The organism is Paenibacillus sp. FSL R7-0210 (assembly GCF_038009085.1).
Classification (GTDB): domain Bacteria; phylum Bacillota; class Bacilli; order Paenibacillales; family Paenibacillaceae; genus Paenibacillus_AQ; species Paenibacillus_AQ silagei.
The window spans coordinates 4445891-4468225 of record NZ_JBBPAR010000001.1 but is presented as its reverse complement, the minus strand read 5'-3'; the positions used below and the strand labels follow the sequence as shown (position 1 = coordinate 4468225).

The 22335-nt window shown below is 54.6% G+C and carries 24 protein-coding genes; 21 read left to right on the top strand and 3 right to left on the bottom strand.

The features are described from left to right. The first annotated feature begins 148 nt into the window (after positions 1–148). The 4 genes from MKY64_RS19095 to MKY64_RS19080 all read left to right on the top strand — a co-directional run bounded on the left by MKY64_RS19095 (position 149) and on the right by MKY64_RS19080 (position 5359). Positions 149–1588, top strand: a complete 1440-nt coding sequence (locus MKY64_RS19095) for a PTS mannitol transporter subunit IICB (RefSeq protein ID WP_340955058.1) — start codon at positions 149–151, stop codon at positions 1586–1588. A 108-nt stretch (positions 1589–1696) separates the two neighbouring features. Next, a complete protein-coding gene (locus tag MKY64_RS19090; protein WP_340955056.1) occupies positions 1697–3763 on the top strand; it encodes a BglG family transcription antiterminator in 2067 nt (688 codons plus the stop codon). A gap of 16 nt (positions 3764–3779) precedes the next feature. Further along, on the top strand, positions 3780–4214 hold the full coding sequence (locus MKY64_RS19085; RefSeq protein ID WP_076079725.1) for a PTS sugar transporter subunit IIA: 435 nt from the start codon (positions 3780–3782) through the stop codon (positions 4212–4214). Next, complete coding sequence (locus MKY64_RS19080) at positions 4214–5359, top strand: mannitol-1-phosphate 5-dehydrogenase (protein ID WP_036725725.1); 1146 nt, start codon at positions 4214–4216, stop codon at positions 5357–5359. The genes MKY64_RS19085 and MKY64_RS19080 overlap by 1 nt, the downstream gene beginning before the upstream one ends. A 204-nt stretch (positions 5360–5563) precedes the next feature. On the opposite strand, the gene MKY64_RS19075 is transcribed toward MKY64_RS19080, so the two are convergent. Beyond that, on the bottom strand, positions 5564–6637 hold the full coding sequence (locus tag MKY64_RS19075) for a M42 family metallopeptidase (protein WP_209878110.1): 1074 nt from the start codon (positions 6635–6637) through the stop codon (positions 5564–5566). A gap of 148 nt (positions 6638–6785) precedes the next feature. On the opposite strand from MKY64_RS19075, the gene MKY64_RS19070 reads away from it, so the two are divergent. The 17 genes from MKY64_RS19070 (at position 6786) to MKY64_RS18990 (ending at position 20640) form a co-directional block, all read left to right on the top strand. Then, positions 6786–6962 carry a hypothetical protein gene (locus MKY64_RS19070; protein ID WP_209878112.1) on the top strand — a complete coding sequence of 59 codons (177 nt, stop codon included), beginning with the start codon at positions 6786–6788 and terminating at the stop codon, positions 6960–6962. 134 nt (positions 6963–7096) lie between these two features. After that, entirely contained in the window at positions 7097–7594 is a 498-nt protein-coding gene (gene spoVAC / locus MKY64_RS19065) for a stage V sporulation protein AC (RefSeq protein WP_076079722.1), read from the top strand. 3 nt (positions 7595–7597) lie between these two features. Next, the gene (spoVAD, locus tag MKY64_RS19060) at positions 7598–8632 is read left to right on the top strand and encodes a stage V sporulation protein AD (protein WP_340955052.1); all 1035 of its coding nucleotides are present in this window, start codon (positions 7598–7600) and stop codon (positions 8630–8632) included. After that, positions 8629–8979, top strand: a complete 351-nt coding sequence (gene spoVAE / locus MKY64_RS19055) for a stage V sporulation protein AE (RefSeq protein ID WP_340955050.1) — start codon at positions 8629–8631, stop codon at positions 8977–8979. The genes spoVAD and spoVAE overlap by 4 nt, the downstream gene beginning before the upstream one ends. A 221-nt stretch (positions 8980–9200) precedes the next feature. Next, on the top strand, positions 9201–10157 hold the full coding sequence (locus MKY64_RS19050; RefSeq protein ID WP_076079719.1) for an AAA family ATPase: 957 nt from the start codon (positions 9201–9203) through the stop codon (positions 10155–10157). 1 nt (position 10158) lies between these two features. Then, positions 10159–11409: a DUF58 domain-containing protein gene (locus MKY64_RS19045; protein WP_340955049.1), complete on the top strand. Its 1251-nt coding sequence runs from the start codon at positions 10159–10161 to the stop codon at positions 11407–11409. Beyond that, positions 11406–13649 (top strand): DUF4129 domain-containing transglutaminase family protein, encoded by a 2244-nt coding sequence (locus MKY64_RS19040; RefSeq protein WP_340955047.1) that lies wholly within the window; start codon positions 11406–11408, stop codon positions 13647–13649. Before MKY64_RS19045 ends, MKY64_RS19040 begins: the two co-directional genes overlap by 4 nt. 95 nt (positions 13650–13744) lie before the next feature. Beyond that, positions 13745–14269 (top strand): YqeG family HAD IIIA-type phosphatase, encoded by a 525-nt coding sequence (locus tag MKY64_RS19035; RefSeq protein ID WP_036697929.1) that lies wholly within the window; start codon positions 13745–13747, stop codon positions 14267–14269. Positions 14270–14277: 8 nt separating this feature from the next. Beyond that, a complete protein-coding gene (gene yqeH, locus MKY64_RS19030; RefSeq protein ID WP_340958128.1) occupies positions 14278–15399 on the top strand; it encodes a ribosome biogenesis GTPase YqeH in 1122 nt (373 codons plus the stop codon). A 20-nt stretch (positions 15400–15419) separates the two neighbouring features. Beyond that, positions 15420–16298 (top strand): shikimate dehydrogenase, encoded by an 879-nt coding sequence (gene aroE, locus MKY64_RS19025; RefSeq protein ID WP_340955045.1) that lies wholly within the window; start codon positions 15420–15422, stop codon positions 16296–16298. Positions 16299–16349: 51 nt separating this feature from the next. Then, positions 16350–16643, top strand: a complete 294-nt coding sequence (gene yhbY, locus MKY64_RS19020) for a ribosome assembly RNA-binding protein YhbY (protein ID WP_340955043.1) — start codon at positions 16350–16352, stop codon at positions 16641–16643. Positions 16644–16655: 12 nt separating this feature from the next. Next, positions 16656–17246 carry a nicotinate-nucleotide adenylyltransferase gene (locus MKY64_RS19015; RefSeq protein WP_340955042.1) on the top strand — a complete coding sequence of 197 codons (591 nt, stop codon included), beginning with the start codon at positions 16656–16658 and terminating at the stop codon, positions 17244–17246. Next, positions 17230–17808 (top strand): bis(5'-nucleosyl)-tetraphosphatase (symmetrical) YqeK, encoded by a 579-nt coding sequence (gene yqeK / locus MKY64_RS19010; RefSeq protein WP_339257359.1) that lies wholly within the window; start codon positions 17230–17232, stop codon positions 17806–17808. The genes MKY64_RS19015 and yqeK overlap by 17 nt, the downstream gene beginning before the upstream one ends. After that, positions 17805–18152 carry a ribosome silencing factor gene (gene rsfS, locus MKY64_RS19005; RefSeq protein ID WP_036725699.1) on the top strand — a complete coding sequence of 116 codons (348 nt, stop codon included), beginning with the start codon at positions 17805–17807 and terminating at the stop codon, positions 18150–18152. Before yqeK ends, rsfS begins: the two co-directional genes overlap by 4 nt. Further along, entirely contained in the window at positions 18149–19072 is a 924-nt protein-coding gene (locus MKY64_RS19000) for a CvfB family protein (protein WP_340955040.1), read from the top strand. The genes rsfS and MKY64_RS19000 overlap by 4 nt, the downstream gene beginning before the upstream one ends. Positions 19073–19094: 22 nt before the next feature. Further along, the gene (locus MKY64_RS18995) at positions 19095–19865 is read left to right on the top strand and encodes a class I SAM-dependent DNA methyltransferase (RefSeq protein ID WP_340958127.1); all 771 of its coding nucleotides are present in this window, start codon (positions 19095–19097) and stop codon (positions 19863–19865) included. Positions 19866–20277: 412 nt separating this feature from the next. Further along, positions 20278–20640 (top strand): hypothetical protein, encoded by a 363-nt coding sequence (locus MKY64_RS18990; protein WP_340955039.1) that lies wholly within the window; start codon positions 20278–20280, stop codon positions 20638–20640. A 64-nt stretch (positions 20641–20704) separates the two neighbouring features. On the opposite strand, the gene MKY64_RS18985 is transcribed toward MKY64_RS18990, so the two are convergent. Next, positions 20705–20863 (bottom strand): hypothetical protein, encoded by a 159-nt coding sequence (locus MKY64_RS18985; RefSeq protein WP_036725695.1) that lies wholly within the window; start codon positions 20861–20863, stop codon positions 20705–20707. A 118-nt stretch (positions 20864–20981) separates the two neighbouring features. Beyond that, the gene (locus tag MKY64_RS18980; RefSeq protein ID WP_209878121.1) at positions 20982–21944 is read right to left on the bottom strand and encodes an ArsR/SmtB family transcription factor; all 963 of its coding nucleotides are present in this window, start codon (positions 21942–21944) and stop codon (positions 20982–20984) included. Positions 21945–22335: the final 391 nt, after the last annotated feature.

Genomic DNA, 22335 nt, shown 5'->3' with positions numbered 1-22335 from the left:
AAATGTTGTCAACAATGTTCATGCCGAAACCGTGTTTTCAATTTGGTGACAAAGAAAGCGCTTTGATTTACGATGTGTTCAAAGGGAAAACACCTTTCAGTATGCGGTGCGGAAGGTTCCCGATCATTACAATAAGGGGGCATCTTAAATGGCCACAACGGCAACGAAACAAGCTTCATCCGGCGGTGCAAGGGTGAAGGTTCAACAATTCGGACGTATGCTCAGCGGTATGGTTATGCCGAATATCGGCGCTTTTATCGCATGGGGATTGATTACAGCATTATTCATTCCAACGGGCTGGTATCCCAATGAGAGCCTTGCAGCTCTAGTAGGCCCAATCATTAACTACCTGCTTCCTCTCTTGATCGGGTACACCGGCGGACAGATGGTTCACGGCAAACGCGGTGCTGTCATCGGCGCGCTGGTGACCATGGGGGTTATCGTCGGCTCGACGATTCCAATGTTCCTGGGTGCGATGATTGTCGGTCCGCTGGCTGCCTGGGTGCTGAAGCAGTTCGACAGAGCTGTGGACGGCAAAATCAGAGCCGGGTTCGAAATGCTGGTCAACAACTTCTCGCTGGGTATCATCGGCGGCGCTTTGACGCTTGGAGCCTTAAAGGGCGTTGGACCGCTGGTTCAAGGATTGACCAATATCCTCTCGAATGGCGTGGAGTTCCTGGTTAACCACAATCTGCTGCCGCTCATCAACATCATCATTGAGCCGGCCAAGGTATTGTTCCTGAACAATGCGATTAACCACGGGGTACTGGGACCGATTGCGCTTGAAGAGTCCCAGAGAATCGGCAAATCCATCCTGTTCATGCTTGAATCGAATCCGGGTCCTGGTCTGGGTATCCTGCTTGCATACTGGCTGGCGGGCAAAGGTTCTGCCAAATCCTCTGCACCGGGCGCTATTATCATTCACTTCCTGGGCGGGATTCATGAGATCTACTTCCCTTACATCCTGATGAACCCTCGTCTGATTCTGGCGGTCATCGGTGGCGGAATGTCCGGTACATTCACCTTCCAGATGCTGGGCGCCGGTCTGGTAGCTTCTCCTTCACCAGGCAGTATCTTTGCCTATTTCGCAATGACGCCTAAGGGCGGATATCTTCCGATGATTGCCGGGGTTGTCGTGGCTACCATCGTATCGTTCCTGATTGCAGCTGTGCTTCTGAGATCTTCCAAGAGTAATGATGAAGAGGAGATGGATCTGGAAGCGGCAGAAGCCAGAATGAGAGACATGAAGTCGGCCGGTACAGCAGCACAGACCGCCGCAACTACAGCTGTAGCTTCCAATGTCCGCAGCAAAGCCAATGTGAACAAAATCGTCTTCGCTTGTGATGCAGGGATGGGTTCCAGTGCCATGGGGGCCTCGGTGCTGAGAAAGAAACTGCAGAACGCAGGGGTCAACATTACGGTGACGAACTCTGCTGTTAGTGAAATTCCTGCTGACGCGGATATCGTAGTTACCCAGAAGACGCTTACCGACCGGGCGATTGCCAGCAATCCGAAGGCAGAGCATATCTCGATCGATAACTTCCTGAAGAGTCCGAAATATGATGAGCTCGTAGAACGTTTGAAGTAAGCGGCACAAGTGTAAAATCTAAGTATATAGTTCTCGCTGAAACGGATGCCGTCCCTTATAGGACGGCATATCCGTTTGTATTTGATGCAAGGCGGAGGGTTAGCGGAAATGACGAAAATTACCGCCAGACAGCGCCAGATCCTGTGGCTTCTGCTTGAAGCAAGCGGAGAGATTACCGCTGTAAAAATTGCCGAGGCTACCGGGGTAAGCGTAAGAACCGTACACCGGGAGATGGAGGATATAGAGTCCGCGCTTGAGGACTTTGGTCTTGATCTGATCAAAAAATCAGGCAAAGGTATCCAGTTGAGCGGCCCGGAGGCCGGTCTTGCGGAGCTGCGCCTATTCCTGCGGGAAGAGAAGCCGGCGGATTATTCCGGCGAAGACCGAAAGGTATTCGAGCTCTGCGTGCTGCTGGAGGCAGAGGAGCCGGTGAAGCTGTTCACACTTGCGCATTCCCTCAAGGTTACAGTTGCTTCTGTTAGCTACGATCTGGATGAACTGGAGCAATGGGTTCGTAAGTTCGGCCTGGAGCTGGTTCGTAGACGAGGCTACGGCGTAGAAATCACCGGCAGCGAGATCGACAAGCGCCGGGCGATTGGCCGGTTAGCCGCAGAGCATCTGGATTTGTCTGATCTGGTCGGCCATGGTTCTGTGGCTGAGAGCAATCCGGCTTTTCGTGTTCTATTAACTACAGTTGGACAATCCAACCTTATGGAAGTAGAGAATACACTGTGGGATATGGAATGGAAATGGACGGCGGAGCTGCCCGAAATTGTCTATATGGAGATGCTCCTGGCCCTTGCTGTCACTACCCGGCGGATTGAGCTTAGCCGAAGCATCGACAGCGGGGCGGAAGCGGGCTATTCCAGGGTGTCCGATCACCGGAACATTGCCGGAGCCGAGCGATTTGTGGGGCAGCTCGCTGAGGTGCTTAAGCTGAAAATCCCGCGGGTAGAGATTATGTATATCGCCGGGCTGTTCGACCGGGTCCAGGATTCCTTCTCCTCGTCGGGCTACGCCTATGGCGATATTGAATTAATGGAGATTGTCTATAAGCTGACGGAGAGTGTGGTCAAGCGGACAGGGCTGCCCTTCCAGAGTGACCGTACTCTGCGCGAGGGGCTGCTGGAGCATATTGATCCGGCGCTGAAGCGGATCCGGGAAGGCACACGCATCCGCAACCCGCTGCTCGGCCCGATCCGCAGGGATTACGAATATCTGTTCAACATCATCCGCGCAGCCGTGGAGGATATGCAGCTGGAACTGGAGATTCCGGATGAAGAGATCGGATTTCTGGTCATGCATTTCGGAGCTTCCGCAGAGCGGCTGAACCAGCTAAGGCGCAACGTAAGAGCCATTCTGGTCTGTGCCAGCGGCCTTAGCTCCTCCCGGCTGCTAGCCACCCGGCTGACCAAGGAAATGCCGCAGATTGAGATTCTCGGCAACATCTCCTGGTATGAAGCGGCACGCCTGCCGGATGAAAGTTACGATCTGATTATATCTACCATTGATCTGCCGATTGATAAGGAGCGTTACATCAAGATCAGCCCCCTGCTCACAGCGGAGGAGATTGAGAAGCTGCTGAATTACATCCAGAATACTACGCTGCGGGAACGAGGGAAGGGGATGTCCGGTGAACCGGAACATGCGGCGCGGGAGGAAGCCTCGCTTGAACGGCTCAGGAGCTACAAGGGTATTCTGGATGAGATCGTCAGCTTGCTGGAGCGGTTCCGCTTCCATCCGATTGATAATAAGGGGATGGATCTGTCAGCGACGATAGTGGAGATGCTGGAGACACTGAATGGAAACGGCGTGGTCGGGGATGCCGGTATTGTGCTGGAGCGTCTGCTCGAACGGGAGCGGATGACCAGCCAAGTGATCCCCGATACCGCATTGGCGTTGTTCCATACCAGAAGCAGCCATATTCACCTGTCATCGCTGACCCTGTACCGGCTTGATCAGCCCGTAATTCTGGAGGGGGATACAGAGGTCAGAGTCATTTTGCTCATGCTGGCTCCGCGCAGACTCTCCAAGGAGAGCCTGGAGGTGCTCAGCGAGATCAGCGCACTGCTGCTGAATTCCGAGCTGGTTCAATTGCTAGAAGAACGTTCAGAGTCTGAGATCCGGGGGTATTTGTCCTCGGAGCTGCTTCATTTTTTCCAAAATAAAAGTTGAAAGTGGGAAAAACCATATGAGTATACTGTCAGAAAATAAAGTGATTATGCACGGTGCGGCAAACGATAAATACGAAGCCATCAAGATGGCGGGCAAGCTGCTGGTCGATGCAGGGCATGTAACGGAGGAATATGTTCCCAAGATGCTGGAGCGCGAGGAAGTGGTGTCCACTTATATGGGCGGCGGATTGGCTATTCCGCATGGTACCAAAGAAGCGCGGCCTTTTATTAAGTCAACTGGGTTGTCTATCATCCGCTTTCCGGACGGGGTGGATTTCGGCGGCGATGAGCCGGCGTTTGTAGTCATCGGCATTGCAGCCGCAGGTGACGGGCATATGGAGGTTCTGACGAACGTGGCGATGATTTTCACCGAGGATGATGCCATTGACCGCGTCATGAACGCCCCTACGGCTGCTGATGTTATTGCAATCTTCGAAGGGGGACTGGAGTAATGAAGGCGGTCCATTTCGGCGCGGGCAATATCGGCAGGGGCTTCATCGGGCTACTGCTGTCGCAGGCGGGCTATGAAGTTACTTTTGTGGATGTGAATGAGGCCTTTGTTACCCAGCTCAAGGAACGCGGCGAGTATCCGGTCACGCTGGCCAGCGACGGTCAGGAAACGGTCATCGTGAAGAATGTAACGGCTCTTAGCAGTGTCACGCATGCGGATGAAGTGGCGGCGACTATTGCTGAAGCGGATCTGGTTACTACGGCGGTCGGCGTGTCGATTCTGAAGCATATCGCGGGTGTACTGGCTGATGGCATCAGCAGAAGAGTAGCTGTCTCCTCCGCGCCGCTGCATGTGATCGCCTGCGAGAATGCGATTGGCGGCAGTGCACAGCTCAAGGAGCTGGTGTACGCGAAGCTCGATGAAGCTGCCCGTGCGAAGGCTGAATCTTCGGTTGCTTTTCCTAACGCGGCAGTGGACCGGATCGTTCCGCTCCAGCAGCATGAGGATATTCTGAAGGTGGTCGTTGAGCCGTTCTATGAATGGGTGGTGGACGCCTCGCAGATGATCCCGGGCTATACGCCGGTTGAAGGTGTGCATTATGTAGAGAATCTGGAGCCGTATATTGAACGCAAGCTCTTCACTGTGAACACGGGGCACTGCTCTGCGGCGTACCTGGGCTATCTGCAGGGCTACGAGACCATACAGCAGGCTATGGCGGATGAGGCGTTAACGGCGAAGGTTCGTGAGGTACTTGAGGAGACCGGCGCAGTGCTGGTCCAGAAGCATGGCTTCGATGAAGCGGAGCACAGTAAGTATATCGATAAAATCCTGGAGCGCTTCCGCAATCCGGCGCTGACCGATGAGGTGTCCCGTGTAGGCCGTTCGCCGCTGCGCAAGCTGTCGCCAAATGACCGTCTGGTATCCCCTGCAACGCAGGCGTATGACAGAGGGCTGAGCTACACCGCGTTGACACGTTCCATGGCCGGTGCGCTGCTGTTCAAGGAGGGGGATGACCCGGAAGCGGTGGAGCTGCAAGCCGCAATCGCGGAGCTTGGAGCAGAAGCAGCGCTGACGAAGTACACGGGTCTTGCTGCGGATCACCCTATTCATCAGTCGGCGATGGAGCAATACGCGAAGCTGAGCTAAGAACATATGAGCTAACAACATAAAAATACAGCCGCAGGGAAAGCCTATAAGCTTATCCCTGCGGCTGTTTGCGTTAGTCTGTGACTCTTAAAAGAGTGGCAATACCGTTTTTCGCTTGAAAGAAAAGACTTTATATATTTTGGGGTCCCCGCAAAGTACCTGAATAGGCTTCGGAGCTAAAGCCCCAATTTATCGGGAGATTCTCTAGCTGTTCTCCAGAATCGTCTGCAGTGTCGTGCGGTCCAGTCCTTGTACCAGCTTAATCAGCAGCTCTTTGGCTGCCGCATAATCATCACTGTGGATGATCGAGGTTGCCGTGTGGATGTAACGGGAGCAGATCCCGATCACCGCTGAAGGAATACCGATTCCGCTGAGATGCACCTGGCCCGCATCCGTTCCCCCCTGGGAGACGAAATACTGGTATTTGATCTTATGGGTGTCAGCTGTATCCTGCACATATTCAATCAGTCCCCGGTGGGTAATCATCGTCGGGTCAAAAATACGCAGCAGCGCGCCTTGGCCCAGATGGCCGAAGGCCTGGCGGTCGCCGGTCATATCGGCAGCGGCGCTGGCGTCCAGCCCGAAGAAAATATCCGGCTGCAGCAGATTGGCAGCCGTCCGGGCACCGCGCAGTCCCACCTCTTCCTGAACGGTAGCCCCGCAGTAAAGCGTATTCGGCAAGGCTTGTCCGTGCAGTTCCTTCATTAATTCAATAGCCAGGCCGACACCGTAGCGGTTGTCCCAGGCCTTGGCCATAATCTTCTTCGGATTGGCGAGTGGTGTGAACGGGCAGACCGGCACGACCTGCTGTCCCGGAGCTACACCGAAGCTCTGCGCCTCTTCCCGGCTGTCTGCGCCGATATCGATGTACATCTTGCTGATCTCCCCGGCCTTGCCGCGTTCATCCGCGCTCAGCAGATGGATAGGTGTACTGCCGACCACGCCGTTCAGCGTACCCTTCGGCGTAATAATCTGCAGGCGCTGTGAGGCCACTGCCGAAGCCAGCCATCCGCCCAGCGGTGTGAAGCGGATCATCCCGTTGTCTGTAATGCCAGTAACCATGAAGCCTACCTCATCGAAATGGCCGGCCACCATAATCTTTGGACCGTTAGCTTCACCGCGCATCACGCCGAACAGGCTGCCCAGTCGGTCCTGTACAAATTCGTCCGTATAAGGCGTCATTGCCTCTTTGACATAAGCGCGCAGTTCGCGCTCGAAGCCGGAGGCTGAGGGGAATTCAGTCAATGTCTTAAATAATTCAAGTGTGTCTGTATTCATACATATATCGCTCCTTTATGTCATCTAGTATGAACATTGTTGCGCCGCTTGTCCATGCTGGAAGGGCAAATGAACACAGAGGCTCATTGTGCGAATACTATACGGTAAGGGCTCTGCAGGCAGGGGCCGGAGAAAGGAAGCGAGGAGAATGTGGCTCTCGGGTAGCGTAGCCCAGGCAGGCAGCCGGAGCGGTTTCCGGAAAGTGCCGGTCCGCAGGCAGGGCTTGCCCAGGCGGTACCGCCGCCGGTACGGGCGGGAGAATGAGGCAGTGCTGATTCTGGTGCTGTTTCTGCTGCTGATTGTTGTGCTGTTTTATTTTTCCTGAGCAGGAGGGACATAACGGGGCCGCCTGAAGTGAACAATAAGGAAAACTTAATTCCGCATAGCACGAAGGAACGGGACTACAGCTTACCCGCTGCCCGTTCCCTTTCGTATCCAACAGTTCAGGGGGTGTCTGCATTGCCGGCAAAAACAAAAAAGTCAGGCGTCAAGCTGAACCTTGACGGTCTGACCCCGAAGGCTTATCAGGAATTGGCCAAGCCTTACGTGCCTTCTCGTCCTGTATTCAAAAATTGTATACGCGCCTTCCTCTCCGGGGGACTCATCTGTGTGCTGGGACAAGGCATCCAGGAAGCATTCATGGCGATATTCGATATGACCTCAAGAGAGGCGGCAAGTCCGACCGTGGCCATTCTGATTCTACTCTCCGTCATACTGACCAGCTTCGGGGTATATGACAAGCTCGCCCAGTGGTGCGGTGCAGGTACAGCGGTGCCTGTCACAGGATTCGCCAACAGCATGTGCTCTGCCGCACTGGAGCACAGGGCTGAAGGGCTGGTGCTGGGCGTGGGCGGGAACATGTTCAAGCTGGCCGGGTCGGTTATTGTGTTCGGTGTCGTTGCCGCTTTTATCGTGGGTGTAGTGTATGCCGTTATGGGCTGGGGAGGTGCGCATTAAACGATGAAGCAGCTCGGTAGTCAGACCTGGGAATTTACGAACCGTCCGGTGATCCTTGGGACATCCGCTGTGGTGGGGCCTGAAGAGGGAGAAGGGCCGCTGGCCTCAAGCTTCGACTTCGTCTATGATTCGCTGGAGATGGGCGAGAAGACATGGGAGAAGGCAGAACGCGCCCTGTTCGAAAAAGCCGCCAAGCTCGCCCTGATGAATGCGAATCTGGAGCAGGAGAAGCTGGAGTTCTTCGTCGGCGGGGATCTGATGAATCAGATCATCAGCAGCTCCTTCGCCGCGCGGAAGCTCGGCGTGCCTTACTTGGGAGTGTTCGGCGCCTGCTCTACCTCGATGGAGAGCCTGGCGATCGCCTCAATGATTATAGATTCCGGCGGTGGAAAGTATGCGCTGGCCGGAACATCCAGTCACAACTGTACGGTTGAGAAGCAGTTCCGCTACCCGACAGAGTATGGCTCGCAGAAGCCTCCCACCGCCCAGTACACCGTTACAGGCTCCGGCTGCGCAGTGGTAGGAGTGAACGATGGGACGGTTCAAGGCCCGCATGTGGTGTACGCAACTCTTGGGCGCATCATGGACCTGGGGCTGAAAGATCCGTTCAATATGGGAACGGCCATGGCCCCGGCAGCCGCCGATACCATCACGGCACATTTCCGCGATACGGGGCTGTCGCCTGGTCACTATGATCTGATTGTTACGGGCGATTTGGCTTCTGTCGGCTTGCCGATTGCCAAGGATCTGCTGGCCAAGGAAGGCATCCCCATGGAGGAGACGGTCTTTAATGACTGTGGCCTGATGATCTATGACCTGGACAAGCAAAAGTATGTTATTGCCGGGGGAAGCGGCTGCGGCTGCTCAGCCACAGTAACCTATGGTCATATTATGGGCCGGCTGAAGAAAGGGGAATTGAAGCGGGTACTGATCGTAGCGACCGGAGCGCTTCTGTCACCGTTGTCTTATCAGCAAGGGGAGAGTATTCCGTGTGTAGCCCATGCGGTAGCCCTAGAGAGTGGAGGTGAGGGAGCATGATTTATTTATGGGCTTTTCTGGTCGGGGGAGCAATATGTGTAATCGGCCAGCTGATGTTCGATGTGTTTGCGCTGACTCCGGCCCATACCATGAGCACGCTGGTTGTGTTGGGCGCGGTTGCCGACGCTTTTGGAATCTACGATCCGCTGGTAAAATTCGCGGGAGCAGGGGCGAGCGTGCCCATTACCAGCTTCGGGAATTCCCTGGTGCACGGCGCGCTGACTGAGCTGGAGCGCGATGGCTGGGTCGGTGTCGTCACCGGGATCTTCGATGTGACCAGCGCCGGGATTTCCTCGGCGATTGTCTTCTCTTTCCTGGCTGCGCTGGTGGTCCGGCCAAAGGGGTAACTGACGATAGATGGAGTGTATATAGATAAGTTGATTCCGGGATCGCCTAAGGCGGTCCCTTTTTATATGGAGGTGGGTTACGCCGCCTGATGCGGGTTTCTTTTGGACGAATATAGCATGCGACTCTATAAATTCACTTGGCCTAACATGTACTTTCGGTACTCCTATCATGTAAAATGTATATATTACTGCTTATTCTGATATAGGAGGGTTTAATATACATGCCCGTACGTCAAGAATCCACGCAAATTATGAACGCTGTCCGCACTAATCTGGAATCCTGTATTCTTGGTAAAAGCTTTGAAATAGAACTGCTGCTGACTGCACTGTTAGCAGGCGGACATGTCCTGATTGAGGATGTTCCGGGGACTGGCAAAACCCAGCTTATCCGCGCGCTCTCCCGGTCGATGTCCGGCGAATACCGGCGCATCCAGTGTAACCCGGATATTCTTCCGAGTGATATTACCGGCGTATCCGTCTATCATCCGCGTGATGAGATGTTCCACTTCCGTCCGGGTCCGGTGATGACCAATATCCTGCTGGCCGATGAGATCAACCGGGCGACCACCAAGACCCAGTCCGCACTGCTTGAGGTAATGGAAGAACGCAATGTTACGGTCGATGGAGAGACCTATCCCCTTCCACATCCGTTCATGCTCTGTGCGACCCAGAATCCGATAGATTTCGAGGGAACCTATACCCTTCCCGAAGCTCAGCTGGACCGCTTCATGCTGCGGATCAGCCTGGGCTACCCCGATGCCGATACCGAGAAAAACCTGCTGCTAACCCATCAGCAGGGCCAACCGGTGGACAGGCTGGCTCCCGTAACCAGCATGGAGACGATTGCTGCCATTCAGGAGGAGATCCGCGATGTGTTCATCAGCGAGCCGGTGCTGAACTACCTGCTGGATGTGGTCCGCCAGACGCGGGTGCATCCGCTGGTGCTGCTCGGCGCAAGCCCCCGGGCATCCTTATCATTCATGATGGCCTGCAAGGCCTACGCTTTTCTCCAGGGACGGGATTATGTGCTGCCTGATGATGTGAAGACCCTGACCCCGTATACACTGGGACACCGGATCCTGCTGCGGCCGGAATCACGCCTGGACAACGTCAGCATGGACTCCCTGCTGCAGAAGCTGCTTCAGAGCATTAACGTGCCTGTAACCATGAGGCAATAAGATGAGGGCCTTACTTACGCGGGCTGCCGCTGCGGTTCAGCTGAGGAAGTTCACGGGCGTTCTGGCGATTTGGGTCATTACACTCTTCTACGTGCTGTTTCAGGGCGGCAAAACCTCGTTCATGCTGTTCATCATGGTCTCTGTTCTTTTTCTGTATCTGTTCATTGGCGGTCTTGAAGGGGTCCGGCGGGCCAGAGGCGCACGCAGCTTCTATTCCGAACAGGATAAGCCGGATCTGCTCTATGCCGGGGGTTTTTTAAAGGTGAAGCTGGAAGTGACCATTCCGGGATTTCTGCCTTTGCCCTACGTGGTTGTAAGAGAAATTTTGAAGCGCCATAACGGAGAGTCCTGGGTGTTCGAGGAGAGCCTGATTCCGAACATGGGCGGACGGGGCGAGCTGCTGTTCCAGACGCCGCTGCTGGAGCGGGGCCGTTATTCTTTTGAGAATACGGATATTCTCAGCGAGGATATCTTCGGTCTGATGGAGCATAAGGGGACCTTCAAGGCAGAAGGCCAATTCCGGGTGATGCCCCGGGCCGTCGTAGTGCCGCGCTGGCAGCTGTATGAGCGCAAGGCGCGGCTGTCGGGGCCGCAGGTATCGCTGCTTCAGTCCAGGCGCGAGACCACGCAGATCAACGGTGTCCGTGATTATGTCTACGGGGACCGGCTGACGCGCATTCACTGGAATGCAACGGCGAAGACCGGCGAGTGGAAGTCGAAGGAATTCGAGCATGAATCCGTTCCTAGAACCATTCTGGTGCTGGACGGAACCTCCAGCGGCTATTACAACTCCGCACAATTCGAGCTGGCAGTCTCGGTCACGGCTTCTCTCCTCGGCTTCGGCATCCGGGAGCGGATAGGCATCGGCCTGTGCTGTCTGGATAAGCATAATAAGGTGTTCAGTCCGGCGGAAGGCAATGCCGAGCGGCAAAAGATGATTCAATATTTAATAGACATCAACGCGGAAGGCAAGGGGCCGCTGATTGACAGGCTGGAGAGTGTCCAGCGGTTGTTCCCCAAGGGATCGTATTTCGTACTGATCAGTCCGCAGAGCGGCAGAGCGGTACTGGATACGCTGCGCTGGGCGGAGAACCGGGGGATGACCCCTTCCCATATTCATGTTCTGCATCCTTCCGGGAAATACCGGGCCGGAGAGTGGCAGAATATTCTGCACTCGCATGGCGTTACCGGACATAGCATCAGTACACTTCAGGAGCTTCCTGCGGTACTTGGAGGTGATTCTGTCCGATGAAGCACTGGTTCCAGGCGATACGTTCCTCATGGCATCACGGGCTGACGCTGCTATGGCTGAGCATTATCGCTATGCAGTGGGTGTCCTATACGGTGCCCTTCTGGCTGCAGGAGACCACCGTTTCTGTGGCGCTAACCCTGCTGGCTGTTACAGCTATTGAAATCATTTTTCCGTTCAAAAGAGTGTACCGCATGCTGCTGGAAGGCGCGGCAGTGGTATTTATTGTATACAACGTGATTATCAGCTACGGGATTTACATTCCCGATCCTCTGCTGCCGGCATTTCTTGACCGGCTGCCCGGGATAGCGGTATCGATGATTCCTTACATCTGGTTTGCGCTGGGGGCTTGGGCGCTGCTGCTTATGTCCGCTTGGTGGGTGAACGGCAAGGCGCGGATTCTGATGTTCATCGCGGCGAATATCACGGCCTTCGCCGCGCTGGATTCATTCACGACAGCGGTCATGTGGCAGGAGGTAGCCTGGACGGTCTTTGCCGGTATGGGCTGGCTGGTCACCCGGCATCTGAGGAATTTCCAGCTGCATTATCCGCGCGGCTGGACCTATATGCTGAGGTATCCGATGAAGGTTGCCTTGAATATAGCGATTATTTTCTCACTGGTTATCCTTGCCGGGGTGAATATGCCGGGCGTGCGTCCCACCTTGACCGACCCTTATACCGCCTGGCAAAAGTGGAACGGGAACTCCGTCTCGTCCAGACCCTCCTCCGGGAGCGGGGACGCTGCAAGCGGCGGGTCAGCGGCGAACGGGACGACCTCGGGCTACAGCCTGAATGATGACAATCTGGGCGGGGGCTTCAACTTCGATTATTCGCCGGTCATGCAAGTGACCTCCGATCTGCGCACCTATATGCGCGGCGAGATCCGCAGCGTGTATTCGGGCAAAGGCTGGACAGACGATGATACCTCCGGCCGGGGAACGCATAACGAGGTGCAGGTGGGCGAGCCGCTGGAACGTGCTGCCGCCTCCAAGACGGAGACCCGTACGCTCAAGCAGACTGTCAAGCTGCTCGGAGGGAACAGCTATCCGGTTTTGTTCGGCGGCTATTCGATCTCGGGGGTAGACTCGGTGGACGGGCAGGAACAGAGCAGCGGCTTGTCCTGGCGTAGTGAAGACAGTGAACTGCTGTGGAATCCCGGAGGCAAAACAAGGGCTTACCCGCAGACCTATGTGGTAACCTCGGAGGTGCCGGTGGTTCCCCTTAAGGAACTGAGCATGCAGACCTTCGAGCAGCTCTACAGCAACAAGAATATCGACCCGCAGTATCTTCAGCTCCCGGATAACTATCCTGAGCGGGTGAGCGCGCTGGCCAAGGAGATTACGGCGAGAGCGCAGACGCCTTACGAGAAGACGATTCTGCTGCAGCAATATCTGCAAGCTTCCTTCCCTTATACGAATCAGCCGGATACCTCACGGGCCAGAAGCAAGGACATGGTCGAGAGCTTCCTGTTTGAGATTAAGGAGGGATACTGCGATTACTATTCCACGGCGCTTGTCACCATGGCGAGGTCACTGGATATACCGGCCCGCTGGGTGAAGGGATATGCTCCCGGGGAGCAGGCCGAGATTCCGGATAGCGTAATGCTTCAGCAGGGCGCTGCCGGTTATGTGAATAACAACTACACGATTACCAATGCGGACGCCCACTCCTGGGCTGAGATCTATTTCGGCGATTACGGTTGGGTTCCTGTAGAGGCAACGCCGGGCTTCGATGTTCCGGTGCTGACGCAGAGTGAGCAGGATAATCCGGATCAGCCTGAAGTAGAGGTTGAGGAGCCCGAGGAGCTTGAACCGGCGGCAGCGGGCCAGACGGACAAGTCCTCCGGATTCCATCCCGGCACCTGGGCCGTGGCTGGAGCAGCTGCTGTACTCCTGCTCTGGACCCTATTCCTGATCTGGCAGCGCCGGCTGAGCCTGCGCTTCCTGATTACCCGTATGCGTCTCGGCGGTCAGCCGAGTCCGGCGCAAAAAGTTATCGCAGAAACGGAGCGCTGGGTAAGGTATATGCGCAGGAAGGGTATGCTGAAGAAAGAGCATGAAACCCTGCGCGAATCCGTGGCACGGTGGAGCGTGGAACGCCCGCAAGCTGCAGGCAGTCTTGCTGCGCTGCTGAAGATGTTCGAGCGGGCGAATTACAGCCCTGAGGTTATTGAAGACAAAGACTGGCACAGCGTGTATACTGAAGCTTTGCGGCTGCGAAAAAGCATGAAGTCCGGCAAGTAATGCCCACTGGTGATGAAATGCTGCCGGACCCTGGGGTTTTTGCAGTCCTATAGAGCCGGGTTACAAGTTTCCTGTATGAAAATGAGGTGAATGTATTGTTTGAAAGATTAGTCCCCAAGCTCCGGGTAAACACGGTGTTTGATATCGCTCTGGAGGAGCTGTACCGCCAAGGCTACCGGGGAATTATTACGGATCTGGATAATACGCTGGTCGGCGCCAAGGCGCCGCTGGCTACTCCTGAGCTGCTGCTCTGGTTCGCCAAGGTGAAGGAGCTGGGCTTCAAGCTTGTGATCGTATCCAACAACAATATGGACCGGGTGTCGCGTTTTGCCACCCCGCTGAATATTGAATTTGTACATCAGGCCAAGAAGCCCAGCAATTCCCCGTTCCTGCGGGCCATGAAGCTGATGGAGCTGGGACCGGAGCAGACGATTGTAGTCGGCGACCAGATGCTGACCGATGTATACGGCGGCAACCGGCTGGGTCTGTTCACGGTACTCGTGCTGCCGATCTCCGTCAAGGATGAGGGAATAGGAACAAGAATTAACCGCAGAGTGGAGCAGATTGCCTTGACCCGTCTGCGGAAGCAAGGATTGTGGCAAGAGGAGGATAAATCTTAATGAATGCAATGAATGATGGAACAGCGCGGCCTGAGAAATGCAGCGGCTGCGGCATTAAGCTACAGAGCGTGGACAAGGAGCTCCCCGGCTATATCCCGGAGGTCGCCTTCGAACGGGAGCCGGTAATTTGCCAGCGCTGCTTCCGGATCAAGAATTACAATGAAGCCTCTTCCGTATCGGTGAATCAGGATGAATTCCTGAAGCTGTTAAGCGGAGTAGGCGAGAAGAATGCACTGGTGATCCATATTGTGGATCTGTTCGATTTCGAAGGCAGTCTGATTTCCGGGCTGCAGCGGTTTGTCGGCAATAATCAGGTCATTCTGGCGGTGAACAAGATCGATCTGCTGCCGAAGGTGACCAACTGGAACCGATTGCGCAACTGGATGCAGCAGCGCTGTAAGGAAGAGGGATTGCGCACGGCGGAGATTGTCCTGGTCAGCGCGAAGCGCAATCAGGGCTTCGACCGTCTGCTGGAGGCCGTTACCGAGCTGCGCGGGCAGCGTGATGTATACGTTGTCGGGGCTACCAATGTAGGCAAGTCCACCTTGATTAACCGGCTGATCTCCGATTACAGTGACCTGGAAGAGGAGCTGACGACCTCCCGTTATCCGGGCACGACCCTTGATATGGTCAAAATCCCGCTGGATGACGGCCATTCCATCATTGATACGCCGGGAATCGTCTACCCGTGGCGCTACAGCGAGCTGGTTGAGCGCAAGGATCTGGGCGCAGTGATGCCCGAGAATCCGCTCAAGCCTGCGGTCTATCAGCTGAATGAAGGCCAGTCGCTGTTCTTCGGCGGACTGGGACGCTTCGACTTCATCCAGGGGGAACGCCAGTCCTTCACCTGCTTCATCAGCGGCACCCTCAAGATTCACCGCACGAAGCTGGAGCGTGCAGATTCCCTGTATCAAGACCACCGGGGTGAGCTGCTGTCTCCGCCGGGGACTGCCGACATAGACAAGCTGCCGCAGTGGCAGCGCCATGAATTCCGTATCGCCAGGAATAGTGAGACCGACCTGTTCATCTCCGGTCTGGGCTGGATCAAGTTGAACGGTACAGCCGGAGCAGTAGTAGCTGTCCATGTGCCGCGCGGCGTCAAGGTGCTTACCCGTCCTTCGCTGATCTAATTGTACAGGAGGAAGGCGACATGACTGAGACAAACAGGAACACGCAGAGTCACGGGGAGCTCCTGCTGGGCGTGATGGGTGACCCGATTGCCCAGTCCAAATCCCCGCTGATGCACGGGGCGGCGCTCCAGGCGCTCGGTCTCTCCGGCGCTTATGTGCCGCTGCACATTACGCCGGACAAGCTGGGCGATGCGGTGCAGGCGATACGGACGCTTGGCTTCCGGGGCGTGAATGTAACGATCCCCCACAAGGTTGCCGTGATGGAGTATCTGGACCGGCTGGATTCAAGTGCGGTGGATGTCGGCGCAGTCAATACCATCGTCAACGACAATGGTATACTGACCGGCTTCAATACGGATGGCATCGGATATGTCCGCTCACTGAAGACAGAGGCTGCGCCGGATCTTACCGGCACCCGCATCCTCGTGATTGGAGCCGGCGGTGCGGCCAGAGGGATTGTCTCGGCGCTGCTGAAGGAGCAGCCGGCAATGGTCCTGATTGTGAACCGAAATGAGGAACGGGCCCGTCAGCTGGCAAATAGCTTCAGCAGCCGGGGCAGCTTAACCGGAGCAGGGATGGATGCCGTTCCCGGCGTGCTTGGCAGCATGGATATTGTAATTAATACAACATCCGTAGGCATGTATCCGCATATGGAGGACATGCCGATCGATCCGGCCGGGCTGCATGAAGGGATGATCGTCAGCGATCTGATCTATAATCCGCTGCATACCCGGCTGCTTACAGAGAGTCTGAAGCGCGGCTGCACCGTTCACGGCGGGCTGGGCATGTTCGTCTACCAGGGAGCCTACGCCCTGGAGTATTGGACGGGGCTTGTGGCTCCCGCAGCGATTATGCGGCAGACTATTGCGGATTGCCTTGGCCAGGTGCCGGGCAAATGATTTTCACTAAACAGGGTAATAATATATGTTAATTAAGGAGTTTTCACATTTATGTTAACAGGCAAACAAAAACGTTATCTGCGCTCTTTGGCTCATCATCTGGATGCTGTATTTCAGGTTGGCAAAGGCGGCGTAAACGATCATCTGATCCGTCACATTGAAGAAGCTATTGAGAAACGCGAGCTGATGAAGATCAGTGTACTGAATAACAACGCTGATGATCCCAAGGAAATTGGTACCGCGCTTGCCGAGCAGTCCGGTTCGGAGCTTGTTCAGGTTATCGGCAAGACTATCGTTCTGTACAAGGAATCACGCGACAACAAAACGATCGAGCTTCCAAGATAGGAGGTTGACCTCTTGAGAGTAGGCATAATGGGAGGGACCTTCGATCCTCTGCATATCGGCCATATGATGGCTGCTGAGACGGCGCGCGAGAGCTACAGTCTGCAGGAGGTCTGGTTCATGCCTTCGCATATTCCGCCTCATAAGCATGAGGCCGGGGCAACCGGTGAAGAACGGCTGGCTATGGTGGAGGGAGCGGTGAAGAATCACCCTTCCTTTGGCATTCTTGACTGGGAAATCGTGCGGGGCGGAGTATCCTATACGCTGGAGACGGTGATTAGTCTGCAGGAGGAGTATCCGCAGCATGAATTCTTTTTCATCGTGGGTGCGGATATGGTTCAGTATCTTCCCAAGTGGCAGGGGATCGAAGAGCTGGTGCAGCGGTTGACCTTCATCGGTGTGGGACGTCCGGGCACTCCGCTGGATCTGGGACTGCTGCCGGAGTTCATTGCCGGTAAAGTGCTGCTGGCGGATATGCCGCTGGTCGATCTCTCCTCCACCATGCTCAGAGCCCGGGCCGCCGAAGGAAAGTCGATCCGCTATATGGTTCCGGATGCTGTATATGAATATGTTCAAAGGAGTGGATTGTATGGAGTACAGCCGTGAAGCGCTGATTGAGGCGGTCTCCGGCCAGATGCCGGACAAACGCTGGAAGCATACACTCGGTGTGATGGAGTCTGCTGTGAAGCTGGCGCAGCGGTATGGCGCTGACCCGCAGCGGGCCGAGACCGCCGCCATCCTGCATGATGTGGCCAAATATTGGCCGGTGGAACGGATGCGGGAGATCATTGAACAGAACGGATTATCCGCTGAGCTTTTGAAATATGACAAGCAGCTATGGCATGCTGAGGTTGGTGCTTATACCGCCGAGCATGATTATGGCATTACGGATTCGGAGGTACTGGATGCGATCCGTTACCATACCTCGGGCCGGGAGAACATGGGCCTGCTGGAGCGGATCGTCTGTCTGGCTGATTATATTGAGCCTGGACGGGACTTCCCCGGTGTGGAGGAGATCCGCAGGCTATCGAAGGTAAGCCTGGAGGAAGGGCTGATTGCCGGACTGGACTCCACTATACGCGTACTGCTGGAGAAGCGCCGGGTCGTATTTCCGCTTACGGTGCTGGCGCGCAACGATTTAGTTAGAACATTGGAGGATAAACTATGAGTGTACAATCAAACAAGCTGTTTGAACTGGCGTTACACGCCGTTCAGGATAAAAAAGCAATGAATGTGGTGGCCCTCGATCTGCGCAGTGTGTCGCCGATCAGCGATTATTTCATCATCTGCCACGGTAATTCCGATACCCAGGTTCAGGCAATTGCCACTGAGGTGCGCAAGGTTGTTCATGAAGCTGGCGGAATGATCAAAGGCATTGAGGGGATGGATGCCGCACGCTGGGTACTGATGGACCTTGGCGATGTGATCGTCCATGTCTTCCACCGCGATGAACGTGAATATTACAATATTGAGCGTCTGTGGTCGGATGCCAAGGTCGTGGAGACGGTATGAGTCTGATTGCAGGAACTACGGTTACGCTTGAAGTGATGCGGGAGGTATCCCCTTACGGATACTTCCTGAGCGCAGGTGACCAGGATATCATGCTTCATTACACCGAGCTTGTGGGCAGCAAGCCGAAGATCGGCGACAAGGTGGAGGTCTTCCTCTTCTTCGATACCGAGGACCGTCCTGCGGCAACGATGAAGAAGCCTTATCTGACGCTTGGCGAGATGGCGCTGCTTGAAGTGGCGGATATCCATCCCCGGCTGGGCTGCTTTCTGGAGATGGGGCTTGGACGGCAGCTGCTGCTGCCGCTCAGCGAGCTTCCTGAGCTGGTGGAGCTGCGTCCGCAGATTGGCGACAAGGTCTTCGCAATTATGGAGCATGACAAGCAGGGACGTCTCCGTGCCAAGCTGGCCGGAGAGCAGGAGCTTGCGCCGCTGGCCTTGCCTGCACCGGAATCGTGGCAGGGGCAGACGGTCACTGCCCGGGTATACAAGCCGCTGCAGATGGGCACCTTCGTGCTTGTAGATGCCGGTGTGCTCGGCTTCGGCATCATCGGTATGGTCCACTCCTCTGAACGCGTTCGCTTGCTGCGTCTGGGTGAAGTGATTGAAGCGCGCGTGGCCCATATCCGTGAGGATGGCCGCGTCAACCTTAGCATGGGCCACCGCAAGGAAGTGGGCCGTGATGTGGATTCGGCGGCTCTGCTGGATTTTCTGGCTTCCCGTCCAGGCGGCGGAATGCCATATTCGGATGCTACACCTCCCGATATTATCAAGCAGCGCTTCGGCATCAGTAAATCAGCGTTCAAGCGCGCGCTTGGCAAGCTGATGAAGGAAGGGATGGTTGTCCAGAAGGAGAACTGGACCTATCTGGCTGCCCGCGAAGAGGAGCAGGCCGGACCGGACAGCGATTCTGACAATCAATAGTATAGAGAAAGCGGTGTACGCAGTGTCTTCCTATGGCAAATTTGCTTATGTATACGATGCGCTTATGGCGGATATGCCGTATCCGGATTGGCTGGCCTTTGCCGAGACGGCATGGGGCAAATACGGCAAGCCGCGCACGGTAGCCGAACTCGGCTGTGGTACCGGCAGCCTGACGATTCCGCTGGCGGGGGCAGGTTACCACATGACGGGGATTGATCTTTCTTCGGACATGCTGTCCGTTGCCCAGCGTAAGCTGGAGCAGCAGCCGCAGGGACGGCGCTTTTTGCGGGAGGGCAGTGTGCAGTGGGTTCAGCAGAACATGAAGGAATGGGAGCTGCCGGAGCCGGTAGACGCCGTCATCTCCTTCTGCGACTGCCTGAACTATGTGCTGGAGGAGCAGGACATCCGGTCTGTGTTCTCCAGTACATATGACGGACTGAAGCCAGGCGGGACCTTCTTGTTCGATGTGCATCATCCGAACACGCTGATCCGCTATGAGGAAGAGCAGCCTTTTGTACTGGATGAGCCGGAGGTATCCTACATCTGGACCTGTGAGCTGGATGTGCCGCGCCGGGAGATTGAGCATCACCTGTCCATCTTCGCCCGCGAGGAGGGCCGTTCAGACACGTACCGGCGCTTCGAAGAGACTCATACCCAGCGTGCCTATGACCCGGAGTGGATGAAGCAGGAGCTGCTTGCCGCCGGATTCAGCGAGGTGTCGGTGTATGCGGACTTCGAGTGGGTGGCGGCGGATGATTCGGCGCAGCGGCTGTTCTATGTGGCTGTGAAATGAAGCTGCTAAAGAAAACTTGAAGCGTAATCGTCACTGCGGAGAACATTTGGACTTTTAGCCGCTGGTCAACAGAGTTCTTTATTGTATAGAGCACAGATGAGAACTTGAAGCGTAATCGTCACTGCGGTGAACATTTGGACTTACGGCCGCTGTTGTCTGCAGATTTCATGATTTAATACTGCTGTTCGCGGTAGAAATCCGCAGACAAAGGCGGACGCTACCGCTCCTACAGTTCCAAATTTCCCCTCCGTTCCTTTTTGCTTCTTGTTGAATTCTTTAGAGCTTCATATATGGTTGAGGTTGTATTGGAGGTCCTTACCTGAATTAGGTAAGGGCCTTCTTTGATCTTGATATGGATCAAATGTGTGTGGAAAACAGCATACAATCGGCACAACTGAGGTGCATGGACCAAATGTATGTGAAAAACACCATACAATCGGCGCTGCTGAGGTACATGGACCAAATGTATGTGGAAAACAGCATACAATCGGCGCTGCTGCTGAGGTACATGGACAAAATGTATGTGGAAAACAGCATACAATCGGCGCTGCTGGGTCATATGGACAAAATATATGTGGAAAACAGCATACAATCGGCGCTGCTGAGGTACATGGACAAAATGTATGTGGAAAACAGCATACAATGGGCGCTGCTGAGGTACATGGACAAAATGTATGTGGAAAACAGCATACAATCGGCGCGATGTGCTGATGCGAGGGCGAGTGAGGCAGATGTACAAGTACCATATGTACAAGGGACGCATCAGCCGTTCTAATCTGCAAGACATAGCAAACCGGACCCTATCCGAAGGATACGGTCCGGTCATCTTTCAAGCAGGCTTACCGGTGTTCGAACAAATCGATGGTGCCGAGTACAATATGCGCCAGACCAAATCCAAGAATGCCGGTTGCCGCGATCTTATATCTGCTTCCCAGAAAAGCTGCACTCGAAGCAGTAACTACGGTCCCCAGTACGGCGGGTATCATCCCTTCACGCATTCGAAACACTCCCTCACGGTAGTTTGAAAGACATTCGTTAGTGTGGGTTACGGAGGGAACAATTATACTTAGAGTTTATGCCAGCGGCGGCAGGGAGGCGGCTATCTGTCATAAACAGTCAATCAGCCACTCCCGCTGTGGTCGCCGGCCGGCCGGCAGGATCTTCGACCTCATGCACATTATAGAGCACACGCGCCAGCAGATCCTGGCTGTAATTGCCGAAGTGCTTGCCGTAAATGGTCAAGCCGCGTTTGTTAACCGGCTTGTCGGTGACGGCAATGCGGAAGGTCAGTTCGCTCTTGTAATCCAGCTTAATGTCATCCAAGGTGATGTCTGAGATGCGGCAGCCGTCAATGAAGCTGCCCTCCTGGTTAATGCGGATCAGCTTCAGCATGCCATACTGGTTAAGGTGGGGTGGCCACCAGTCCGGGTTGAAGGTGCCGCGTGCATCGCCGAAGTCCCCGGGGCTGGTCCAGAAGCCGATCTCAATTCCGTTCACATAGAAGTACAGATCCGAGGGGTAATTGTCGCTGAACCCGGGAGCCTCGGAGCCGATCTCCATGGAGAACTGGATTTCCCGGAAGGTCTGGTTGGCTTTGAGATAGTTAGGGATGCGGTACTCCAGGAAGCCTTCGGCCATCCAGATAATCTCGGAATCGATCCGCTGGGGATCGGCGAAGTAACGCGGCTCGTCGAAGTCCCCGATGATGCTGTCCTTGGTGGCCAGACCGCAGGTCGGAACAGCCTGATAATTACTGTAATGGCCCACCTGAATCTCGACCTCGTACAGATTATCGACATCCTTGCTGCGCAGATCCACCATCAGCTTATCTTTATTCAGGTAGCAGACCTTTTGAATTCCGTGTTTGCCTACGGCCGTATTGATCTCAATTAAGCCGCTCTCCTCCAGCTTCTTGATATGCATTGTAATGGCCCCGTTGCTGAGATTCAGCTTCTTGGCAATTTCGTTGAGATTCAGGGCCTGATTGGTCGCCAGCAGCTCAAGAATCTGAATGCGGATTTCCGAGCTGAGCGCCTTGAAGATATCAATCCCGCTCATCAGATCTTTAATATAAATCATATTTAGAATACCTTCTTCCACTGAGGTCATGAGAATCGAAACTATTTTATAAAATTATAAACTAACCCACCCTAAAAGGAAAGTATTCTGCCTTTTTTTGTAGAAAACGATTAAATTTAAGTTAAAAGCAAAAGTTTAAGACTGTTTGTTTTACATAAATATGAATACTTAATGCGCGGTTAAGTCAATATTAAATGATTTTTTTCAGTAAAAAGACAATTTACAACGTTTAGTTTGAATATCTTTAAAAAGATTTAACTTTTATATTTACACTCCACTTTATATATGCTATTTTATACCTGTAAGCGAATACATTCAATTGTTTCTCAATTATTTGATTAAAGTGTGAAATATAGTACATCATGCGGTAGCTTGAACTAACAGAGCCGGT